The sequence below is a fragment of the Streptomyces sp. NPDC101776 genome (genome assembly GCF_044766845.1).
Lineage (GTDB): Bacteria > Actinomycetota > Actinomycetes > Streptomycetales > Streptomycetaceae > Streptomyces.
The window spans coordinates 26,738-46,706 of sequence record NZ_JBIWMV010000027.1 but is presented as its reverse complement, the minus strand read 5'-3'; the positions used below and the strand labels follow the sequence as shown (position 1 = coordinate 46,706).

The 19,969-nt window shown below is 74.0% G+C and carries 18 protein-coding genes; 15 read left to right on the top strand and 3 right to left on the bottom strand.

All coding sequences use genetic code 11. The features are described from left to right. The first annotated feature begins 1 nt into the window (after position 1). The 3 genes from purB to ACIRRY_RS46025 all read left to right on the top strand — a co-directional run bounded on the left by purB (position 2) and on the right by ACIRRY_RS46025 (position 2,552). Positions 2–1,288, top strand: a complete 1,287-nt coding sequence (gene purB / locus ACIRRY_RS46035; RefSeq protein ID WP_403985383.1) for an adenylosuccinate lyase — start codon at positions 2–4, stop codon at positions 1,286–1,288. Next, positions 1,272–1,676 (top strand): GNAT family N-acetyltransferase, encoded by a 405-nt coding sequence (locus tag ACIRRY_RS46030; protein WP_403985381.1) that lies wholly within the window; start codon positions 1,272–1,274, stop codon positions 1,674–1,676. Before purB ends, ACIRRY_RS46030 begins: the two co-directional genes overlap by 17 nt. A gap of 99 nt (positions 1,677–1,775) precedes the next feature. After that, on the top strand, positions 1,776–2,552 hold the full coding sequence (locus ACIRRY_RS46025; protein WP_403985379.1) for a response regulator transcription factor: 777 nt from the start codon (positions 1,776–1,778) through the stop codon (positions 2,550–2,552). 24 nt (positions 2,553–2,576) lie between these two features. On the opposite strand, the gene ACIRRY_RS46020 is transcribed toward ACIRRY_RS46025, so the two are convergent. Beyond that, a complete protein-coding gene (locus ACIRRY_RS46020; RefSeq protein ID WP_403985377.1) occupies positions 2,577–3,641 on the bottom strand; it encodes a transcriptional regulator in 1,065 nt (354 codons plus the stop codon). Positions 3,642–4,066: 425 nt separating this feature from the next. Between ACIRRY_RS46020 and ACIRRY_RS46015 the strand changes: the two genes are divergently transcribed. From ACIRRY_RS46015 to ACIRRY_RS45985, 7 genes are all read left to right on the top strand, one after another. Continuing rightward, entirely contained in the window at positions 4,067–4,480 is a 414-nt protein-coding gene (locus tag ACIRRY_RS46015) for an enediyne antibiotic chromoprotein (RefSeq protein ID WP_403985375.1), read from the top strand. A 266-nt stretch (positions 4,481–4,746) separates the two neighbouring features. After that, positions 4,747–5,325 (top strand): IS607 family transposase, encoded by a 579-nt coding sequence (locus ACIRRY_RS46010; protein WP_403985373.1) that lies wholly within the window; start codon positions 4,747–4,749, stop codon positions 5,323–5,325. Beyond that, the gene (locus ACIRRY_RS46005; protein WP_403985371.1) at positions 5,318–6,967 is read left to right on the top strand and encodes an IS200/IS605 family accessory protein TnpB-related protein; all 1,650 of its coding nucleotides are present in this window, start codon (positions 5,318–5,320) and stop codon (positions 6,965–6,967) included. Before ACIRRY_RS46010 ends, ACIRRY_RS46005 begins: the two co-directional genes overlap by 8 nt. A gap of 531 nt (positions 6,968–7,498) precedes the next feature. After that, complete coding sequence (locus tag ACIRRY_RS46000) at positions 7,499–9,610, top strand: FAD/NAD(P)-binding protein (protein WP_403985369.1); 2,112 nt, start codon at positions 7,499–7,501, stop codon at positions 9,608–9,610. Then, on the top strand, positions 9,607–11,070 hold the full coding sequence (gene pcaB, locus ACIRRY_RS45995; RefSeq protein WP_403985368.1) for a 3-carboxy-cis,cis-muconate cycloisomerase: 1,464 nt from the start codon (positions 9,607–9,609) through the stop codon (positions 11,068–11,070). The genes ACIRRY_RS46000 and pcaB overlap by 4 nt, the downstream gene beginning before the upstream one ends. Continuing rightward, complete coding sequence (locus ACIRRY_RS45990) at positions 11,030–12,619, top strand: FAD-dependent monooxygenase (RefSeq protein WP_403985366.1); 1,590 nt, start codon at positions 11,030–11,032, stop codon at positions 12,617–12,619. The genes pcaB and ACIRRY_RS45990 overlap by 41 nt, the downstream gene beginning before the upstream one ends. Next, positions 12,612–13,349, top strand: a complete 738-nt coding sequence (locus ACIRRY_RS45985; RefSeq protein ID WP_403985364.1) for an SDR family oxidoreductase — start codon at positions 12,612–12,614, stop codon at positions 13,347–13,349. The genes ACIRRY_RS45990 and ACIRRY_RS45985 overlap by 8 nt, the downstream gene beginning before the upstream one ends. A gap of 178 nt (positions 13,350–13,527) precedes the next feature. Here the strand turns inward: ACIRRY_RS45985 and ACIRRY_RS45980 are convergent, their stop codons facing one another. Further along, positions 13,528–14,322, bottom strand: a complete 795-nt coding sequence (locus tag ACIRRY_RS45980) for an alpha/beta fold hydrolase (RefSeq protein ID WP_403985362.1) — start codon at positions 14,320–14,322, stop codon at positions 13,528–13,530. Positions 14,323–14,592: 270 nt separating this feature from the next. Between ACIRRY_RS45980 and ACIRRY_RS45975 the strand changes: the two genes are divergently transcribed. The 5 genes from ACIRRY_RS45975 (at position 14,593) to ACIRRY_RS45955 (ending at position 19,560) form a co-directional block, all read left to right on the top strand. Beyond that, complete coding sequence (locus ACIRRY_RS45975) at positions 14,593–15,000, top strand: cupin domain-containing protein (RefSeq protein WP_403985360.1); 408 nt, start codon at positions 14,593–14,595, stop codon at positions 14,998–15,000. A 112-nt stretch (positions 15,001–15,112) separates the two neighbouring features. Continuing rightward, on the top strand, positions 15,113–16,147 hold the full coding sequence (locus ACIRRY_RS45970) for an ATP-binding cassette domain-containing protein (protein ID WP_403985358.1): 1,035 nt from the start codon (positions 15,113–15,115) through the stop codon (positions 16,145–16,147). Continuing rightward, positions 16,144–16,956 (top strand): ABC transporter permease, encoded by an 813-nt coding sequence (locus ACIRRY_RS45965; RefSeq protein WP_403985356.1) that lies wholly within the window; start codon positions 16,144–16,146, stop codon positions 16,954–16,956. The genes ACIRRY_RS45970 and ACIRRY_RS45965 overlap by 4 nt, the downstream gene beginning before the upstream one ends. A 234-nt stretch (positions 16,957–17,190) precedes the next feature. Further along, complete coding sequence (locus ACIRRY_RS45960; protein ID WP_403985354.1) at positions 17,191–18,687, top strand: FAD-dependent monooxygenase; 1,497 nt, start codon at positions 17,191–17,193, stop codon at positions 18,685–18,687. Positions 18,688–18,795: 108 nt separating this feature from the next. Beyond that, positions 18,796–19,560 (top strand): SDR family oxidoreductase, encoded by a 765-nt coding sequence (locus ACIRRY_RS45955; RefSeq protein ID WP_403985352.1) that lies wholly within the window; start codon positions 18,796–18,798, stop codon positions 19,558–19,560. Between the two features lie 136 nt (positions 19,561–19,696). Here ACIRRY_RS45955 and ACIRRY_RS45950 read toward each other — a convergent pair whose 3' ends face one another. Beyond that, a complete protein-coding gene (locus ACIRRY_RS45950) occupies positions 19,697–19,915 on the bottom strand; it encodes a DUF6059 family protein (RefSeq protein WP_403985350.1) in 219 nt (72 codons plus the stop codon). Positions 19,916–19,969 lie beyond the last annotated feature (54 nt).

Genomic DNA, 19,969 nt, shown 5'->3' with positions numbered 1-19,969 from the left:
CATGATTGCCCGCTACACACTGCCCGAGATGGCGGACCTCTTCACCGACCAGTCCCGCTACGCCACCTGGGTCCGGATCGAGATCCTCGCCTCCCAGGCCCAGGCCCGCCTCGGACACGTCCCGCAGCAGGCGGTCCAGGACATGGAGGCCGCACCGGTACCGCTCGCGGCCCGGGTCGCCGAGTTGGAGAAGGAACGCGAGCACGAGGTGCTGGCCTTTCTCGCCGCCTACTGCGAGAACCTGCCCGAGGACTCGGCCCGCTGGGTCCACCTCGGCATGACCAGCTACGACCTCGTCGACACCGCCCTCGGCCACACCCTGGCCCGCGCCGCCGACCTGCTGCTGGCCGCCGCGGCACGGCTGCGCCACGTCCTGGCCGCCAGGGCGCTGGAACACTGGGACACGGTGATGGTGGGCCGCACCCACGGCGTGCACGCCGAGCCCACCACCTTCGGGCACAAGCTGGGCGGCTACGCGTTCGCCGTGCAGCGCTCGGTGGAGCGGCTCGCCGCGGCCCGCGAGGCCATAGCGGTGGGCACCGTGTCCGGTTCGGTGGGGACGTACGCGCTGATCGACCCGCTGGTCGAGCAGTCCGTCTGCGCGGCGCTGGGCCTGGGCGTCGAACCGGCCCCCAGCCAGGTCGTCGCCCGTGACCGGCACGCCCAGCTGCTGCAGGCGGTGGCGCTGCTGGGCGCCTGCGTGGAGCAGATCGCGCTGGAGCTGAGGCTGCTGCAGCGCACCGAGGTCCGTGAGGTCGAGGAGGGGCGCGGCGCGGCCTACCAGGGCTCCAGCGCGATGCCGCACAAACGCAACCCGACCACCAGCGAGCGGCTGTGCGGACTGGCGCGGCTGCTGCGCGGCTACGCGGACACGGCACTGGAGAACGTGGCGCTGTGGCACGAACGCGATCTGGCCCACCAGTGCGTGGAGCGGGTGATCCTGCCCGACAGCCTGTGCGTGGGGCACTTCCAGGTGACGGCGGCGGCGGACCTGGTGCAGGAGCTGACCGTGCACCCGGACCGGATGCGCGCCCACATCGAGCAGACGGGCGGCCTCGTGCACAGCTCCGCCGTCTTGGCCGACCTGCTCGGCCAGGGCGTGGAGCGCGAGCGGGCCTACCGCTCCGTGCAGGCCGCCGCCAACCGCACGATCGCCACCGGCGAGTCCTTCGCCGCCTCGCTGGCCGGGCAGGGGCTGCGCCTGCCCGGCCTCGCGCCCGAACGTTTCCTCGTCAACCACGACGTCATCCGCGACCGATTGGAGAACCTCCGTGAGCTGGACAGTTGAGCGGGCCCAGGGCAGCGACCTCGACCTGGACGAGGTGCTGGCGGTGTATCACGCCTCGGGGCTGGGCGAGCGGCGCCCGGTGCAGGACCGGGACCGCATGGCCGCCATGGTCCGCGGCGCCAACCTCGTGCTGGTGGCCCGCGACACGGCCGGCACGCTCATCGGCATCGCCCGCAGCATCTCCGACTTCTCCTACGTCACCTACCTGTCCGACATCGCCGTCACCCGCGGCCGGCAGCGCTCGGGGATCGGCCGGGCGCTGATCGACGCCACCCGCAAGGAGGCCCCGACCGCGAAGATCGTGCTGCTGTCGGCGCCCGCGGCCGCCGCCTACTACCCGCACCTCGGGTTCACGTCCCACCCCTCGGCGTGGGTGCTCAACCCGTAGCGGCACCCGCCCGGGCCCGGGCCCGGGGCGTGGCCGCCCGCCGCCGCGGCCGGTGAAGCCCTGTCCGCGGGCGGCGCGGACCCTTCCTCCGGGGGAGACATGACCCAGAACGCGTCACCGCCACGGCCGTTGCCCCGCACCATCGCCCCGCACGGGATCCGGCTGCTGCCCGACACCGCCCCGCCGCCCGCCCCCCACCCCCCGGCCGGCGTGCCGCCGGCGGGGCGCGTGCTGGTGGTGGACCACGACGCGGCCCTCGCCGACACCCTGGCCGACCAGCTGCGCCGCCACGGCCACGCGCCGACCTGCGTCCGGCACGCCGCCGGTGCGCTGCAGGCGCACCAGGACACGGATCTGGTGCTGCTCGACCTCGAACTGCCCGACCTGGACGGCCTGGAGGTCTGCCGCGCCATCCGCCGGGTCAGCCGGGTGCCCGTCATCATCGTCACCGCCCGCCACTCCGAACTCGACTGCGTGCTGGGCCTGCAGGCGGGCGCCGACGACTACGTCACCAAGCCCTACGGGCTGCGCGAGCTGATGGCCCGGATCGAGGCGGTGACGCGCCGCGCCCGGTGGCAGCCCGCCGCGCAGCCGGCCATCAGCCACGGCAGGCTGCACATCGACGCGGCCTCCCGCGAGGTCACCGTGGACGGCACCCGGGTCGCCCTGACCCGCAAGGAGTTCGACCTGCTGTGCCTGCTGGCCGCGTACCCCGGGACGGTGGTGCCCCGCAAGCAGCTGCTGAAGCAGGTGTGGGGCGACACCTGGTCGCGCCGCACGGTCGACACCCACGTCTCCAGCCTGCGCGGCAAGCTGGGCGGCAGCGGGTGGATCGTGACGGTGAGGGGCGTGGGCTTCAGGCTGGGCGACGGCTGAGGGGCGCCGTCCGCCCGCCGTGCGTCACCTCTCCCGCCCGGCCCCGGCCTCGCCGGCGCGCAGTTCGTCGGCGAAGACCCGCCACAGCTCGGAGTGGCCGTCGGCGAGGTCGGCCAGCTGACCGGTGCAGTGCGGCGGCAGGTTGGCGATGATGCGCGCCCGGTCGCGGGCGATCAGCGAGCAGGCGTCCAGCATCCGCAGGATGGAGCGGCCCACCTCGTTCAGCCGCAGGGAGGGGTCCCGGCGCAGCGCCTCGAACAGGACGGACAGCTCGCCCGGCGACCTGCTCCCCGCAGCGCCGCGCGAGGGCGCCCCCGCCCCCGCCCCCTCTTCGCGCGCCGGCCGCGCTTCCCGGTGGGGGCCGTGGCCGTCCGCGGCACCCCGCCGGGCGGGCAGCACCGGGTCGTCGCCGCGCCGCAGCCGGTCGCGTACGTCGGCGACGGTCGCCGGCGAGATGCCCGCCTCGCGGGCGACGGTCCGCAGCGAGGCCCGCGGGTCGGCCCGCAGCAGCTGCCCGGCCAGTTCGCGGCCCTGCGCGGTGTTCAGCGGCCGGGCCCGGCCGTCCAGCCCGACCCGGCGCTCGCACGGCGGGAGACCGTTCAGGCCCGCCCGTACGGTGCAGACCTTCTTCGCGGACAGGCCCGCCACGGCCGCGATCGCCCGGTCCGACCACTGCGGGCGGGCGGTGACGACGCGTTCGGCGGCGGCGATCCGGTCGGCCTGCGACAGCGGACGTCCCTGGACGACGTTCACGGCCACCGCCAGCAGCGCCGCGTCCTCCTGGCAGCCGTCGAAGAACCGGGCGTCGATGTGCTCCTGTCCCCGCAGCCGGGCGGCCCGCAGCCGGTGCAGCCCGTCGATGACGGCCATGGTGGGGCGGTGCACGAGGATCGGCGGGAGCGGTGTCTCCACCTCGGCGAGGGTGAGCGCCCAGTCGCCGTCCACCCCGGCCAGACGCGGGGTGAAGGAGACCCTCACGTCGGCCAGCCGCACCGTGTGCACGGGCGCGTGGCGCAGCACCGTGTCGCGCAGGGCGAGCAGACCGTCCGAGCTGCCGGTGCGGTGTGCGGGCGTGACCTGCTGGAGCATCGGTTTCCTTTCAGGGCGGCCACCGGCTTCGACCGGTGGGCAGCCGCATCCGGTTCTCGTTCGTCGGGCACGGCCCCGCATGCACCGCGCAGCACCGGGCCGCGCCGCCACGGCGTGGCCCGGCGGCCGGCAGGGGAAGCCCGCGCGCCGGTGCGCGCCGGTGGGCGGGGGGCGGGCCCGCCCCTGCGGCATCCCGGCCAGAGCGGGGCAGCGGCCGGCTCGGGCCCCGGGTCCGATCCTTCCCGCGCGCTCTGACGCGGCGCTGACAGGCGCCTGATGCCCGTGTCCCGCACCAGCGGGCGGGGCGCTGTCGTGGACGGTGCTTCGAGTGCTTCTCGAGCGGGCCTCGGCCGGCCGCCGCGAACCTGATGGTGCGTGATCATCCCTCACGCGTCTTTCGCACCCGCACACGATGTGGAGTCTTCATGCAGCTCACCCGTTCGCGTCTGTCCAGGCCGGTTGTCCTCGGCGCCGGTGTCGCCGCGGTCCTCGCCCTGGCCACCGCTCCCGCGTCGGCCGCCCCGGCCGTGTCCGTCACGCCCGCCGCGGGTCTGTCCGACGGCCAGTCGGTCACCGTCGACGGCAGTGGCTACACGGCCGGCAGCCAGGTCGCGGTGGCCGAATGCGTCGCCGGCACCCGGTGCGCCGCCGCCTACGTGGTCGCCACGGTCGACGCGAACGGGGCCTTCCAGGTCACCCCCACCGTCCAGAAGGCCTTCCAGGCGACGGACTACGGCACCGGGGCGGTCAGCTGGGCGGACTGCACCGTGGTGCAGTGCCAGGTCGTGGCCTGGAACGACACGACCGGCCAGGTCGGAGCCGACATCTCCTTCGGCTGAGCCCCGCCCCCGCCGCGCGGCGACCCCGCGCAGCCCCTCGAACAAGGAACCCCTCCCTGCGGCGGCCCGCCGCGCGGCGACCCCGCGCGGCAGCGGCCGTGCGCAGGGGCGGGCCGGCCGGCCGCGGCGACCCCGCGCAGGACCGGCACCCCTCCCGCGGCACCACCCCGCCGCAGGAGGGGTTTCCCACGGGTCGAGAACTGCCTGGTGGATGAGTGCTGCAGGAGTGTCTTTTACAGGTAATGAGTAGTGTGCGATCTTGGCTTATGAACCTGACGGGATGGGCACGGGCGCAGGGGATTGCTCCCCGGACTGCGTACCGCTGGTTCCGTGAGGGCACTCTGCCGGTCCCTGCGGAACGAGTCGGGCCGTGCACCATCCTGGTGAACATCGAGGCAAACTCCTCACCATCTGTAACGGGTGGTGTCGGGCTGTATGCCTGTGTCTCCTCGCATGAGCAGAAGCCGGATCTTGAGCGTCAGACGGCCCGGTTGTCGGCGTGGGCAGTGAAGGCCGGTCACCGGGTGGTGCGGGTCGAGTCCGAGATCGCCTCGGGGATGAACGGCTCGCATGCCAAGGCCCGCCGTCTGCTGGCCGATCCGGACGTGACGACCGTGGTGGTGGAGCACAAGGACCGGCTCGGCCGCATGAACGTTGAGCTGGTCGAGGCCGCACTGTCGGCGACCGGCCGCCGTCTGGTCGTCCTTGATGACGGTGAAGTCGAAGACGACCTTGTCCGGGACATGGTGGAGGTGCTGACCTCGTTCTGTGCCCGCCTGTACGGCCGCCGCTCGGCGAAGAATCGGGCGCAGAAGGCTCTCCAGGCGGCGGCCGAGGATGGCTGAGCCCCGGAAGAAGCAGCTCAGGGCCATCGACGTGCCGTTCGTGGCCCTCGGCCCGTCCGGCGTGGCTGTCCGCGACCGTCTCAAGCACCTCACACCCGAGGACGACACGATCCTGCGCCTGGTGGGGGGCTATCAGGGCGCGCTCGCCTCCCGTGACCTCAAGCGGCGTTGCGCGGACGGACACGAACACTCCAACGAGACATGGGCAGCGCGTAAGCGGGATCTGACGAAAGAGTCGTCCTCGCGGATCGCCGGGACGATCACGAAGGCCACACACGATCAGTGGGCACTCGCCCGCAGGTGCCAGGCCGCGTACGTCCACAATCTCGAAGCCGGTATCCGCATGCTGCGGCACCGGCTGTCTCTCCCCCTGGGGGAGAAAGGCTCGAAGCGGGCGCCGGGCGGCTACCGGTCGAAGAGCGAGTGGCACGCCAAGTCCCGCCGTCTGGCCGTTTTGGAGGCCCGGCATAATGCTGCCGCCCGGGACTGGCAGACGGGGCGGGTGCGGGTCGTGCGGGGCGGCAAGCGCCTCGCGAACACCCGGCACAATCTCGGGAAGGCCCGGCTCACCGAGACCGGGTGGCGGCAGCGGTGGGAGGCCGAGCGCTGGTTCCTGGCCGCTGACGGCGAGTCGGGGAAACGGTTCGGGAACGAGACGATCCGCGTCACCCCCGATGGCGAACTGTCCATCAAGCTGCCTGCCACGCTCGCCCACCACGCGAACGCCAGGTATGGCCGGTACGTCCTGACCTCCACCGTGGCATTCAAACACCGGGGCGAGGAGTGGGCCGACCGTGTGGAAGCGAACCGGGCCGTGGCTTACCGCATCCACCTGGACGCGGGGCGCGGGCGCTGGTACCTCACCGCCTCGTGGCAACGGCCCGTCGTCCAGACGGTGCCGCTGGAGACGGCCCGAGCGGCGGGCATGATCGGCGTGGACACCAACGCCGACCACTTCGCCGCCTACCGCCTCGACATCCACGGCAACCCGGTGGGTGAGCCGCACCGCTTCTTCTACGACCTGTCTGGCACAGCCGATCACCGGGACGCGCAGATCCGGCACGCCATCACCCGGATCCTGCACTGGGCCAAGCGGTGCGGCGTGGCCGCCATCGCCGTTGAAGACCTCGACTTCACCGCGGAGAAGACCCGGGAGAAGCACGGCCGCAAGAAGCGGTTCCGTCAGCTCATCTCCAGCATCCCGACCGGAAAGCTCAAGGCCCGCCTCGTTTCCATGGCCGCCGAAGCCGGCCTGTCGATCGTCGCCGTCGACCCGGCCTATACCTCCCGGTGGGGAGGCCAGCACTGGCAGAAGCCGCTGGTCACCCCGCGCCGAAAGATGTCCCGTCACGATGCCGCCGGTATCGCGATCGGACGACGCGCCCTTGGGCATCCGATCCGGCGACGGACGGCACCGCCCCCGCACGACCGGAGTGATCGTGCGGGGCATCGGACCGTCCAGGCCGACCGTGGTACCCGAGGACGCGAGGAAACCCGCCATCCCGTCACGGAGCGTGCACACGATGCACGTGCCCGAACGGAGACAGAACACAGAACGCGGGCGACCAGCGCACCCAAAACCGTTCGGGATGCGCGCAGTGCCAGGACATGGGTCCAAGACTCACTCCTGATCACTGACTAGGAACGGTGGTTTCGTTCCGCCCTGCCGCCCTGCTGCCCCGCCTCGCGGACCGGGCCCGGCCGCCCGCCCCGGTGGTCCCCCTCCGGCACGGCGGCCCCGGGGCCTGTCCGGCGATCCTGTCGCGGACGCGGGGGCGTGGCACGCCCTCCCCACTGCCTGAAGGCGTGGGGGACCCCCAGCGGCGTCGCCGTCACGCGCCGGCTGCCCCACGCCCGAACGGCCTCGCACGGGGGACCCCATCGCATCGACTCCCTCCTGAGGCCCGGTCCGCCGGACACAGGCCCTAGCCGGATCCGAGCCCTGGTTGAGCGCCCCGGCCGACGGTGGCGGGGGAAGGAGGCGCTGTGGACGGTGTACGCGGACGTGTCCGGGCCGGTTCGCCGGTGCCTGTGACGGGCCGCCGATGACTGCGGCCGTTTCGTTCTGCCCGGACTTCCGGGAACCCACCCTGATCTCCGGGGACGATGCCGGGCCCCGTGCCGCCGCGGCGCGCGGGCGCCGCCGTCCCCGACTGCCGAGCGGAGTGTCCTTGTGAGCAGCGGACGTCTGGAAGTGTGCCTGGTCGGCGCCGGACCGCGCGGGCTGTCCGTACTGGAGCGGATCTGCGCGCAGGAGCGGAAGTCGCCGCGCGGTGAGCGCATCGTCGTCCATGTCGTCGATCCGGGGCCGCCGGGCGCGGGCCGGGTGTGGCGCCCCGACCAGTCCCGTCACCTGCTGATGAACACCGTCGCCTCCCAGGTCACGGTCTACACCGATGCCAGTGTGCCCATAGCGGGTCCGCTGGAGGAGGGGCCGAGCCTGTACCAGTGGGCCAAGGCGCTGGGGCCGAGCGCGCTGACGGCGGAGTCGGGGCAGCCCTACGACGACGAGACCCTGGCCGAGGCCCGCGACCTGGGGCCCGACACCTATCCCACCCGCGCCCTGTACGGCCAGTACCTGAACTGGGTGTTCCAGCGGGTCACCGCGAACGCGGCCGCGCACATCACGGTGCGCGTGCACCCGGTGCGGGCCGTGGCCCTGGACGGACCCGACGGACCCGACGGACCCGACGGACCCGACGGACCCGACGGTCCCGGCGGGCCTGCCGGGCCTGCCGGTCCGGGGGCGGACGCGGCGGGGGCGCAGACGGTGACGCTGGAGGACGGCACGCTGCTGGCCGGGCTGTCGGCGGTGGTGCTGGCGCAGGGACATGTGCCGGCCCGCCTCACCGGCGCCGAACGGCAGCTGGCGGGTTTCGCGGCCCGGCACGCTCTGGCCTATCTGCCCCCGGCCAACCCCGCCGATGCGGACCTGTCCTCGGTGCGGCCCGGTGAGAGTGTCCTGCTGCGCGGGCTGGGCCTGAACTTCTTCGACTACATGGCGCTGTTCACGCATGCCCGTGGCGGTGTCTTCACCCGCACCGGGGGCGGCCGGCTCGTCTATCACCCCTCGGGCCGCGAGCCGCGCCTGTACGCGGGGTCGCGGCGGGGGGTGCCCTACCAGGCGCGCGGTGAGAACGAGAAGGGCGCCCACGGCCGGCATCTGCCGCGGCTGCTGACCGCCGAGCACGTCGCGGCGCTGCGCTCGCCGTCCGGGCAGCGGCGCCCGCTGCGTTTCGGCCGCGACCTGTGGCCGCTGATCGCCAAGGAGGTGCAGAGCGTCTACTACGAGCGGCTGCTGGCCGCGCGCTGCAGCCCGGACGCGGTGGCCGGGTTCACCGCCCGCTATCTGCGGGCGGCCCCGGGCGCGGCGGAGGAGGCGCTGCTGGAGGAGGCCGGCGTGGGGCGTCAGGAGCGCTGGGACTGGGAGCGGATCGCCAGCCCGTACGGCACCCGGGTCTTCGGCGATCGCGACGCCTTCCGCGGCTGGCTGCGCGGCCATCTCGACGAGGATGTGCGCCGTGCCCGCGCGGGCAATGTGAGCGAGCCGTCCAAGGCGGCCCTGGACGTGCTGCGGGATCTGCGCAACGAGGTGCGCCTGGCGGTGGACCACGGCGGTCTGGAGGCCTCCTCGCACCGTGACGAGCTGGACGGCTGGTACACCCGGCTCAACGCCCATCTCTCGATCGGCCCGCCGGCCTCCCGGATCGAGGAGATGGCCGCGCTGATCGACGCGGGCGTGCTGGACGTGGTGGGGCCGGGGCTGACGGTGGCCGCGGACGCCGGCCACCCGCAGGGGGCGTGTTTCGTGGCCGCCTCGCGGCGGATACCGGGGGTGCGGGTGCGGGTCACGACGCTGATCGAGAGCAGGCTGCCCGACATCGACCTGCGCCGCACCGCCGACCCGCTGATGGGGTATCTGCTGCGCACCGGCCAGTGCCGTCCCTACCGCGTCCCCGCCGTCCCCGGCAGCGGGGAGGGCGGTTACGAGACGGGCGGGCTGGATGTCACCGAGCGGCCCTACCGGCTGCTGGACGCGCGGGGTGTGCCGCATCCGCGGCGCTTCGCCTACGGGGTGCCCACCGAGTCGGTGCACTGGGTGACCGCGGCCGGGATCCGGCCGGGGGTCGGCTCGGTCACCCTGGAGGACTCCGACGCCATCGCGGCGGCGGTCCTGGCGCTGCCCGGGCCGGCCCGGCCGCCCGCCGGGGTGCGGCTGGCGGCCGGAGCCGGGCATGCGGGCCCGGGCCCGGTGGCCGGCACGAGCGCCGGGGCGACGGCATGAGTGCCCCGTCCGCCGGTGCGGCGGCCTGGTACCTGGATGCCGGGCTGCTGTCCCCGGTCCGTGCGGGCACCCCGGTGGAGGCGGCCGTCGGCGACGGTGCCTGGCTGCAGGCGATGCTCGACGCGGAGGCGGCCCTGGTCCGTGCCCAGGCGCGGTGCGGCAGTGTGCCGGCGTCCGCGGCCGAGGCGATCACGGCGCTGGCGCGCGCGGAGCATCTGGACGTACGCCGGCTCGCGCTGGCCGCACGCGAGACGGCCAACCCGGTGGTGGGCCTGGTGCGGGCGCTGACCGGGCTGGTGGCCGCGCACGCCCCCGCCGCCGCCGAGTACGTGCACCGCGGCTCGACCAGCCAGGACGTGTTCGACACGGGCGCGATGCTGGTGGCCGCGCGGGCGCTGCGTCTGATCGTGGCCGACCTGCGGGCCACGGCCGTGGCCCTGGCCGGCCTGGCGGGCGCGCACCGCGACACGGTGATGGCGGGCCGCACGCTGGCACTGCATGCGGTGCCGACCACGTTCGGGCTGAAGGCGGCGGGCTGGCGGCAGCTGGTCCTGGAATCGGCCGAGCGTCTGGAACGGGTCGCGGACGGCGGGCTGCCGGTGTCGCTGGGCGGTGCGGCCGGAACCCTGGCCGGCTATCTCCAGTACGCCGGCCCGGGAGCGGACGCGGGGACGGTGCTGGACGAGCTCACCGCGGCGTTCGCCGCCGAGACGGGCCTGGCCGCCCCCCGGCTGCCCTGGCACACGCTGCGCACCCCGGTGGCCGATCTGGGCGCGGCGCTCGCGCACACCGCGGGCGCGCTCGGCAAGATCGCCGCGGATGTGCTGGTGCTGGCCCGCAGCGAGGTCGGCGAGGTGAGCGAGCCGGCGGGTGCGGGGCGGGGCGTGTCGTCGGCGATGCCGCACAAGCGCAACCCCGTCCTGGCGACGCTGATCCGCTCCGCGGCCCTGCAGGTGCCCGCGCTGGCCGGGATCCTCGCGCAGTGCCTGGCCGCCGAGGACGAACGCCCGGCGGGCCTGTGGCACGCCGAGTGGCAGCCGCTGCGCGAGTGCCTGCGGCTGGCCGGCGGTGCCGCGCACACCGCCGTCGAACTGGCCGGCGGACTGGCTGTCCACCCGGAGCGGATGCGGGCCAATCTGGCGGCGGGCGGCGGGCAGATCGTCTCCGAGCGGCTGGCGGCCGTGCTGGCGCCCCGGCTGGGCCGCACGGCCGCCAGGGACCTGCTGGCCGGGGCGTCGCTGCGGGCGGCCCGGCAGTCCCGCCCGCTGGCCGAGGTGCTGGCCGGCCTTCCGCAGCTGCACGGCGTGTTCACGCCGGAGGAACTCCTCGCCCTGCTGGACCCGGCCGGCTACACCGGCGCGGCCGGTCCGCTGGTCGACCGGGCACTGGCAGCCAACCGTCCACACACAGGGGTCGACCATGAACAGCACGGTCAGCACAAACGGCACAAACGGCACTGACGGCACTGACGGCACGGTCAGCACTGACACGGATGTCGTCATCGTCGGGGCGGGCCCGGTGGGGCTGATGCTCGCCGGCGAACTGCGGCTGGCCGGCGTGGACTGCGTCGTGCTGGAGAAGTCGCCGCAGGCGGCCGACCAGTCGCGCGCGCTGGGCTTCACGGCGCGCACGATCGAGACGTTCGACCAGCGCGGGCTGCTGCCCCGCTTCGGCGGCTTCGACACCATCCCCGTCGGCCACTTCGGCGGGGTGATGCTGGACTACCGCGAGGTGGAGGGCGGCTCCTACGGCGCCAAGGGGGTGCCCCAGTCGCTGACCACGGCCGTCCTCGAGGCGTGGGCCCTGGGACTGGGCGCGGATCTGCGCCGCGGCCGGGAGGTCACCGCCTTCACGGCGGGCGAGGACCACGTCGAGGTCACGTCCGCCGGCCCGGGCGGGCCGGCGCGGCTGCGCGCGCGGTACCTGGTGGGCTGCGACGGCGCCCGCAGCACCGTCCGCAAGCAGGCGGGCATCGCCTTTCCCGGCCACGACGCGCGCATCGAGATGTGCTTCGCCGAGGTGAGCGGCGTGCGGGTGCGCCCGCGCCCCAACGGCGAGCGGGTGGAGGGCGGCCTGGTCCTGGCCTTCCAGCAGGGCCCCGACACCTTCCGGGTCACCTACTACGAGCGGGGCGCCGCGCCCGGCCCGGACCGCACGCCGCCCTCCTTCGCCCGGGTCGCCGCCGCCTGGCAGCGCCTGACCGGGGAGGACATCCGCGGCGGGAGGCCGCTGTGGGCGGGCCGCTTCACCGACGCCAGCCGCCAGGCCGCCGCCTACCGCAAGGGCCGCGTCCTGCTCGCCGGGGACGCCGCCCACATCCATCTGCCCATCGGCGGGCAGGGCATGAGCGCGGGAGTGCAGGACGCCGTCAACCTCGGCTGGAAACTGGCCCTGGACATCAAGGGCCGCGCCCCCGCGGGCCTGCTGGACACCTACCACGCCGAGCGCCACCCGGTCGGCGCCCGCGTCCTGCTCAACACGCTCACCCAGCGCGCCCTGTACATCAGCGGCGAGGAGATGCAGCCGCTGCGCGACCTGTTCGGCGAACTCGCGGAGCACGCTGAGGTGCGCCGGCACCTCATCGGCATGGTGACCGGCCTGGACATCCGCTACGACGTCGGGCCCGGGCGGCACCCGCTGCTGGGGCGCCGGCTGCCGGGGCGTGAGCTCGTCGTCGGCGGTCCCGCCGGCAAGACCACCACGACCGCGCTGCTGCACCCGGGCCGCGGTGTCCTCCTGGACCTGGCGGACGACGCCCGGGTGCGTGCCGCGGCCGCCGGGTGGGCGGACCGCGTCGACACCGTCTCCGCCCGCCCCCACCCCGACCCCGACCCCGACGGCGGCGGCGACGGCGGGGGTGACGGTTTCGGCGGCGCCTGCCTGCTGGTACGGCCCGACGGCTACGTCGCCTGGGCCGGCGGCGGCAGCGCCGGGACCCGGGGACTGGAGGGCGCGCTGGCCCGCTGGTTCGGCGCCCCCGCTCTGCCCGGGCAGGCCCGGCATGCCTGACCTGCCCGGGGAGAGGATCGTCCTGGTCACCGGCGCCAACAAGGGCATCGGCTACGAGATCGCCCGGCAGCTGGGCCGGCTGGGCGCGGTGGTCCACCTCGGCGCCCGGGACGAGCGGCGCGGCCGGCAGGCCGCGGCCCGGCTGGCCGCCGAGGGACTCACGGCGGCGGCGCTGCACCTGGACGTGACGGACGACGCCACCCTCACGCGGGCGGCCCGCCGTCTCGGCGAGCGCCACGGCCGCCTGGACGTCCTGGTCAACAACGCCGGCATCACCGGCGCCTTCGGCGGCCCGCCCAGCGCGGCCACTCCCGGGCAGCTGCGCGAGGTCTACGACACCAACGTCTTCGGTGTCCTCGCGGTGACCAACGCGATGCTGCCGCTGCTGCGCCGTTCGCCGGCCGGACGCATCGTCAACCTGTCCAGCACGGTGGGCTCGCTCGCCCTGAACGCGGACTTCGCGTCCGCGTTCAGCGGCTACAACCAGGTCGCCTACCAGTCCTCGAAGACCGCCCTGAACGCGCTCACCGTCGCCTACGCCAAGGAACTCCTGGGCACGGGCATCAAGGTGAACGCGGCCAACCCGGGCTTCACGGCCACCGACATGAACGGGCACCGCGGCCACCAGACGGCCGCCCAGGGAGCCGCCGTCGCCGTACGCCTGGCCACCCTCGGCCCCGAGGGCCCGACCGGCACCTCCCAGGACGACACCGGCCCCGTCCCCTGGTGAGCGCCGCGCACGCGCCGTGACCGCACACCCCGCACGCGCCGCTCACGCGCACGTCCCGGGCCGGCCGCCCGGGGGGCGGACGGCCGAAAGGCCCCGCACCGTCCGTGTACGGACGGTGCGGGGCCTTTCGCGGCCCGCTCCCGCCCGGACACCCGGGGCGGGAGCGGGCCGCGGCCCGTCAGGGGGTGCCCGGTCCCGCCCCGGTGACGAACCGCGCCACGGCCGGGGCGAGCACCTCCGGCGGGACCTTGTGCCACACGCCGGGCAGCGCCAGGTGCCGGCCGCGGGGGAGGGCGGCGGCGGTGGCCTGCGCGGCGGCCAGCAGCCAGCCGCCGGTGCTCTCGCTGCTGATGACGACGGACTCCACGTCGAGTGAGGCCAGCCGTTCGGCGGGCAGGCGGCCGTCGCCGCACAGGGCGGTGTCGTAGGGCAGGGTGTGGGCCATCGCCTCGTTCGCCGCCCACATGGGGCTGTTCTTCCAGTGGCCGATCTCCTCGGGGGAGAAGCCCACGAGTTCGGCGAGGAAGAACTCGGCGGCCTCGCCGCGCCTGTCCTGTGCCAGCAGGGCGTCCAGCCGGTCGGAGAAGTCCTCGGCGGGCCGCTGGTGGCCGGGCATCCGGTAGGGCGGTTCCAGCAGGGCCAGCCGGCTGATGCCGGCACCGGCCAGCGCGGTCTCCAGCGCCAGGATCCCGCCGGTGGAGCCGCCGAAGACCGCGGCCCGGCCGCCGGCCTCCTCGATCACCGCGGTCAGGTCCTCGACCTCCCGGGCGATCGCGTAGTGCGGGGAGTCGCCGCTCTCGCCGCGGCCGCGCCGGTCGTAGACGTAGGTCGTGCAGTACGGCGTCAGCAGCGGGACCAGTGAGTCGAAGACCGTGTGGTCGCGGAATCCGCCGCCCAGCAGGACCAGCGGCGGCCCTTCCCCCGCTTTCTCGTAAGCAATTGTCGTGCCGTCCCGTGAAACAACCTTCCGCATCACACTGCTCCTGTCGATGTGACGTTATTACGGTGACGTCAGCCATTTCCGGTCCCGGTCCGGAAAATTATCCATGCTTTTCCCGGGGCGTCAAAGAAAAGAGCGGCGCACACGGTGTCCAACTGCTGCCGGTCCGCAGTCGGGCAGGCGTTCAGACACAAGTCTGAGCCGTTGTCGGCACCCGGCCACCGAACCTATTCTTCACCACAGCCGAAAGCCATTTTCCGGTCAATTCCGTGTTGTGGGTCCGAGAGGACCGGAGAGGACACCGTGCCCGTTATCCAAAGCGCCAGTGCGCCCGTGTTCACCTACTCGATGCCCGGGGTCGCCGCCCCGGCCGGCACACCGCACCTGACCGTCCGCGGGCTCGCGGCGCCGAGCCGGGGCTCCACGCAGACCTGCGTGTGGCGTCTGACCATCGCCGCGTCCACCCCGCCGAGGTTCGGCACGGTGGACCACGAGGAGATCTTCCACGTGCTGTCCGGCGCGGCGGACGTGCAGCTCGGCGAGGACCTGCACCACCTCGCCGAGGGCGACACCCTGATCGTTCCGCCGGACACCACCTTCGGCATCGGCAACCCGCACGGCGAGCCGGTGGAGTTCGTCGTGGTGCTGCCCGTCGGCGGCCGGGCCCACGTCCCGGGCGAGCAGTCCTTCACCCCGCCCTGGGCGCAGTAGCCGCGCCGCGGGCAGGACGGGCACCACACCCCCGGGGCGCACCCGGCGGTGCCCGTCCCCCTGCCCGCACCGCGGCCCCGCCCGTGTCCACCCGAACAGAAAGGTGCACGACATGCGCCAGATCATTCCGGCCGAGGGGATGACGGCACTGCCCGGTGACGGGCCGGCCCCGCGCCCCCTGCGGCCCGCCGCCGGCCAGGGCGCGGCCATCGCCGCCGAGGGCCTCGTCAAACGCTTCGGTGACGTCGAGGCCCTCAAGGGCGTCGACCTCACCGTCCCCTACGGACAGGTCGTCGGTCTGCTGGGCCCCAACGGCTCGGGCAAGACGACCACGTCCCGCATCCTGACCACCCTGCTGACCCCCGACGCCGGCCGCGTCCTGATCGACGGCATCGACGCCGTCGCCTCGCCCGAGCGGGTGCGGCCGCTGATCGGCATGGCGGGCCAGTACGCCGCGGTCGACCCCAACCTGACCGGCCGGGAGAACCTCCTGATGGTGGGCCGGCTGACCGGCCTCACCCGGGCGCAGGCCCGCGGGCGGGCCGCGGAACTGCTGGAGCAGTTCCGCCTGGCGGACATCGCCGACCGGCCCAGCCGCTCCTACTCGGGCGGCCAGCGCCGGCGCTTCGACCTCGCCGCCGCCCTCGTGCACAGCCCCCGCATCCTCTTCTTCGACGAGCCCACCACCGGCCTGGACCCGCGCAGCCGCCGGGACCTGTGGAGCGTGCTGGAGCAGCTGGTCGCCGACGGCACGACCATCCTGCTGACCACCCAGTACCTGGAGGAGGCCGACCACCTCGCCGACCACCTCGTCGTCCTGGACCAGGGCAGCGTCATCGCCCAGGGCACCCCCGCACAGCTCAAGGCGGGCCTGGGCGTCTCCGTGATCGCCGCCCGCTTCGCCGGCGAGGACGAGGCCGAGGCGGCCGCGCAGGTACTGTCCGGCCGCTACCGGGCCGTGCGGCGCGGCGACCGGATCGAGGCCCCGGCCGGCGCCGCCGCCCTGGACATCCTGGGCGCCCTGCAGCACGCGGGCCTGTCCCCGCTCACCTTCGCGGTGCGCGAACCCAGCCTGGACGACGTGTTCCTGGCACTCACCGGCCGCGCCGCCCACCAGCCGCAGGCCGACTCCCGGGAGGCGGCATGAGCACGGGCAGCATCCCCCTGACCGCCCCCCGCCGCGGGGCGGGAGCCCTGAGCAGCGCCGCCACCATCACCTGGCGCAACCTGCTGGGCTACGTCCGCGTCCCGCAGGCCATCTTCTTCGCCAGCCTGCAGCCCGTCATGTTCGTCCTGCTGTTCCGCTACGTCTTCGGCGGCGCGATCACCCACGCCCTGCCCGACGGGGCCCGCTACGCGGACTACATGATGCCCGGCGCCTACACCATCGGCCTGGCCTTCGGCGCCACCGCGACCGCCGTCGGCCTGGCCGCGGACCTCAAGAGCGGCCTGCTGGAGCGCTTCAGGGCGCTGCCCATGGCCCGCTCGGCGGTCCTGGCCGGACGCACCGGGGCCGACCTGCTGCGCAACGTGTTCGTCTTCGTCTGGATGACCGGACTCGGCTACCTGGTCGGCTTCCGTATCCACCAGGGCATCTGGCGCTATCTGGCCGCGGGCCTGCTCGTGCTGGCCTTCGCGTTCGCCATGTCCTGGGTGTTCTGCCTGATCGGACTGGCCGCCTCCAGCCCGGAGACCGCCAACATCGTCGCCTTCCCGGTGCTCTTCCCGCTCGGATTCGTCTCCTCCGCACTGGTGCCCACCGCCACCATGCCCGGCCCGCTGCGCGCGGTCGCCGCCCACCAGCCGGTCAGCTACACCGCCGACGCCGTACGGGCCCTGCTGTTCGGCGGCGACACAGCCACCCCCGTCCTGGGCTCGCTCGCCTGGACCGCGGGCATCCTCCTGGTGTTCGCACCGCTCGCGGTACGCCGCTACCGCAAGGCGACACCGAGCTGACCGGTCCCGCCGCAATTCCGCTCCACCACCGCCCGCCAACGGGACTCGACCCCTGCTCGAAAACGGCTTGAGAAACGGTCGGGTCCCGCTTGCATTTCCGGCGGTAACGGGTGGATCGTCGGCACACGGCGACCGCGGGAAGTTATCCGGCAGCCGGACTGTGACATCATGAGAAAAAGAAAGCCGGCGTTCGATCTCGCAGACGGCGTTGTCCTTACAAGGGGAGAGCGGACAATGGAAAATCGCGTATTAGTGGTCGGGGCGGGGCCCGTCGGACTGTTTCTCGCCGGAGAACTCAGGCTCGGCGGCGCCGACGTCGTCGTCTACGACCAACTGCCCGCACCCACCGGGGAATCACGCGCCCTCGGTTTCACGAAACGCGTCGCCGAGATATTCGACCAGCGCGGCCTGCTCGAGCGGCTCGGCACCGTCCGGTGGGGCCGCCAGGGCCACTTCGGGGGAGTGGGCATCGACCTGGACCTCCTCGACGACGACCACCACGGCGTCCTGGGACTGCCGCAGTCCGCCACCGAGCAGATGCTCACCGGCTGGCTCGGCGAACTCGGTGTGCCCGTCCGCCGCGGCTGCGAGGCAGTCGGCCTCCAGCAGAGCGCCGACGGCGTCGAGGCCCTCTTCGACACCCCCACGGGCCGCCGCCGCGAGAGCGCCGCCTACCTCGTCGGCTGCGACGGCGGCCACAGCACGATCCGGACCCTGGCCGGCATCGAGACCTCCGGCTGGGAATCCACCCGGGGCATGTACATGGCCGACGTGACCGGGGCGGAGGTCGGCCACCGGCCGACGGGCCAGTACGTGCCCGAGGGCAACATGGTCCTCTCGGTCGGCCTGGGCGACGGCTACTCCCGCATCCTCATGCACGACCGCAGCCTGCCGCCCCGCCCCGACTCCCGCACCCTGACCTTCGCCGAGATCGCCGCCACCTGGCGCCGCCTGACGGGGGAGGACATCCATCACGGCAGCGCCCGCTGGATGGCCGCCTTCAGCAACGGCGCCGCCCTGGCCGCCACGTACCGCAGCGGCCGTGTCCTGCTCGCCGGGGACGCCGCCCACGACACCCCCCCACTGGCGGGGTGGGGACTGAGCACCGGACTGCAGGACGCCGCCAACCTCGGCTGGAAACTCGCCGCCGTGACCACCGGCGCAGCCCCCGACAGCCTGCTGGACACCTACCACAGCGAGCGGCACCCCGTGGGCCGCCGGCTGATGCGCAACACCCACGCCGCGACGACGCTCTATCTCAGCGGCGCGGACATGGACCCGCTGCGCACCCTCATGCGCGAACTGGTGGCCGGCAGTGAGGCCGCAGGCCACTTCGCCGGCATGGTCAGCGGACTGGGCGTGCGCTACGACATGGAACACGGCAGGGAACCCGACGGCACGCGGCCCGCCGCCCACCCCCTGCTGGGACTGCGGCTGGCACCCGGCCACGAGCTGGAACGCCCCGACGGCAGCCGCACCCGCGTCGCCGACCTGCTGCGCCCCGGCCGGGGCGTCCTCATCGACACCGGCACCCCGGCCGCCGCGGCCGCCGCCGCGTGGGCGGACCGCGTCGACACCGTCACCGGCCACTGGACCGGCACCGCCGGCACCGGCCTGGGCCCGGTGCTGGTGCGGCCCGACGGACACATCGCCTGGGCCGCGCCCGGCACCGGCCTGGCCGACGCCCTGGGCCGCTGGTTCGGCCCGGCCCGCACCCCCGCGAGCGTCTAGCAGCCCTCCGCCCCGGCAACGGCAGGACACGGCCGGCCCCCGGGGCGAAGCAGAACCCCCATCCCCTGAAGACCCCTGAAGACCCCTGAAGAAGGAGACAAGGCAGCGATGACCTCACCCATCCTGGTCACCGGCGGCACCGGTAATCTGGGACGGCACGTCGTTCCCCTGCTGCGCGCGGCCGGACGCGACGTGCGTATCGTCAGCCGCCACACCCACGCCAACAGCGACGGCATCGAGCACTACGCCGTCGACCTGCTCAGCGGCGACCGGATCGAGCCGGCCATCGAAGGGGCCGACACGATCCTGCACCTGGCAGGCGGCCCCAAGGGCGACGACAAGGCCACCGGACATCTCGTACAGGCCGCCAAACGGGTCGGGGGTGTCCGGCACATCGTGCACATCTCCGTCATCGGCACGGACACCATGCCGATGAACTGGTTCCGCATCCAGCTGGACGCCGAGAAGGCCGTCACCGGCTCCGGCATCCCCTGGACGATCCTGCGGGCCGCCCAGTTCCACGACATCGTGTGGACGATGGCGCAGAAGATGTCGAAGATGCCGGTCATCCCGGTACCCGGCCTGCAGTTCCAGCCGGTCGACTCACGCGAGGTGGCGGCCCGGCTGGTGGAGCTGACACTGGCCCCCCCGGCCGGCCTGGTACCCGCCCTGGCCGGGCCGAAGGTCTACCCGCTGGGCGATCTGCTGCGCAGCTACCTGCAGGCCCACGGCAAGCGCCGCCCGATGCTGCCGATGCGGATGCCCGGCAAGGCCGGCAAGGCCTACCGCGCGGGCGAGAACCTCGCCCTCAAGGGCAACGACGTCGGCAAGCGCACCTGGGAGGAGTTCGTCGCCGAACACGCGGCCGCCTGAAACAGCCCCTCGCCCTGCGGCCCCTGCCCCGTACGGCAGGGGCCGCCTCCCGCCTGCCGGACCCCACCCCCCTCATTTTTTTTCACGGGCCTCGGCAGGCGCCGGCATGCCGGGGCCCGGGCGGCCGTGCCCGGGCTCAGCGTGCCCCGAGCTCACGCGCCAGCGCCCGCTCCGCCGGCGTGAGCGCGACCTCCCGGCACACCCGCTCAGGATGCGCGGCACAAGGCCCCGTGAGCACCGCTGCCGGTGCGGGCGGGGCCGCCGCCTCGGGATGCACGCCGGTGTACTGAGTGCCGTGCGCCACCAGGGCGCGGTACACCTCACGCAGGAAACGGCGGGGGAAAGAACGGATCATGTCCGGCCTCGCTTCAGAAGGTGACAGTGACGGGTCGTCCAGGCCACCTTCCGG

Coding starts and splice junctions, on each gene's coding strand:
- purB (WP_403985383.1), top strand. CDS start 2: ATGATTGCCCGCTACACACTGCCCGAGATGGCGGACCTCTTCACCGAC.
- ACIRRY_RS46025 (WP_403985379.1), top strand. CDS start 1,776: ATGACCCAGAACGCGTCACCGCCACGGCCGTTGCCCCGCACCATCGCC.
- ACIRRY_RS46020 (WP_403985377.1), bottom strand. CDS start 3,641: ATGCTCCAGCAGGTCACGCCCGCACACCGCACCGGCAGCTCGGACGGT.
- ACIRRY_RS46015 (WP_403985375.1), top strand. CDS start 4,067: ATGCAGCTCACCCGTTCGCGTCTGTCCAGGCCGGTTGTCCTCGGCGCC.
- ACIRRY_RS46010 (WP_403985373.1), top strand. CDS start 4,747: ATGAACCTGACGGGATGGGCACGGGCGCAGGGGATTGCTCCCCGGACT.
- ACIRRY_RS46005 (WP_403985371.1), top strand. CDS start 5,318: ATGGCTGAGCCCCGGAAGAAGCAGCTCAGGGCCATCGACGTGCCGTTC.
- pcaB (WP_403985368.1), top strand. CDS start 9,607: ATGAGTGCCCCGTCCGCCGGTGCGGCGGCCTGGTACCTGGATGCCGGG.
- ACIRRY_RS45990 (WP_403985366.1), top strand. CDS start 11,030: ATGAACAGCACGGTCAGCACAAACGGCACAAACGGCACTGACGGCACT.
- ACIRRY_RS45985 (WP_403985364.1), top strand. CDS start 12,612: ATGCCTGACCTGCCCGGGGAGAGGATCGTCCTGGTCACCGGCGCCAAC.
- ACIRRY_RS45980 (WP_403985362.1), bottom strand. CDS start 14,322: ATGCGGAAGGTTGTTTCACGGGACGGCACGACAATTGCTTACGAGAAA.
- ACIRRY_RS45970 (WP_403985358.1), top strand. CDS start 15,113: ATGCGCCAGATCATTCCGGCCGAGGGGATGACGGCACTGCCCGGTGAC.
- ACIRRY_RS45965 (WP_403985356.1), top strand. CDS start 16,144: ATGAGCACGGGCAGCATCCCCCTGACCGCCCCCCGCCGCGGGGCGGGA.
- ACIRRY_RS45960 (WP_403985354.1), top strand. CDS start 17,191: ATGGAAAATCGCGTATTAGTGGTCGGGGCGGGGCCCGTCGGACTGTTT.
- ACIRRY_RS45955 (WP_403985352.1), top strand. CDS start 18,796: ATGACCTCACCCATCCTGGTCACCGGCGGCACCGGTAATCTGGGACGG.
- ACIRRY_RS45950 (WP_403985350.1), bottom strand. CDS start 19,915: ATGATCCGTTCTTTCCCCCGCCGTTTCCTGCGTGAGGTGTACCGCGCC.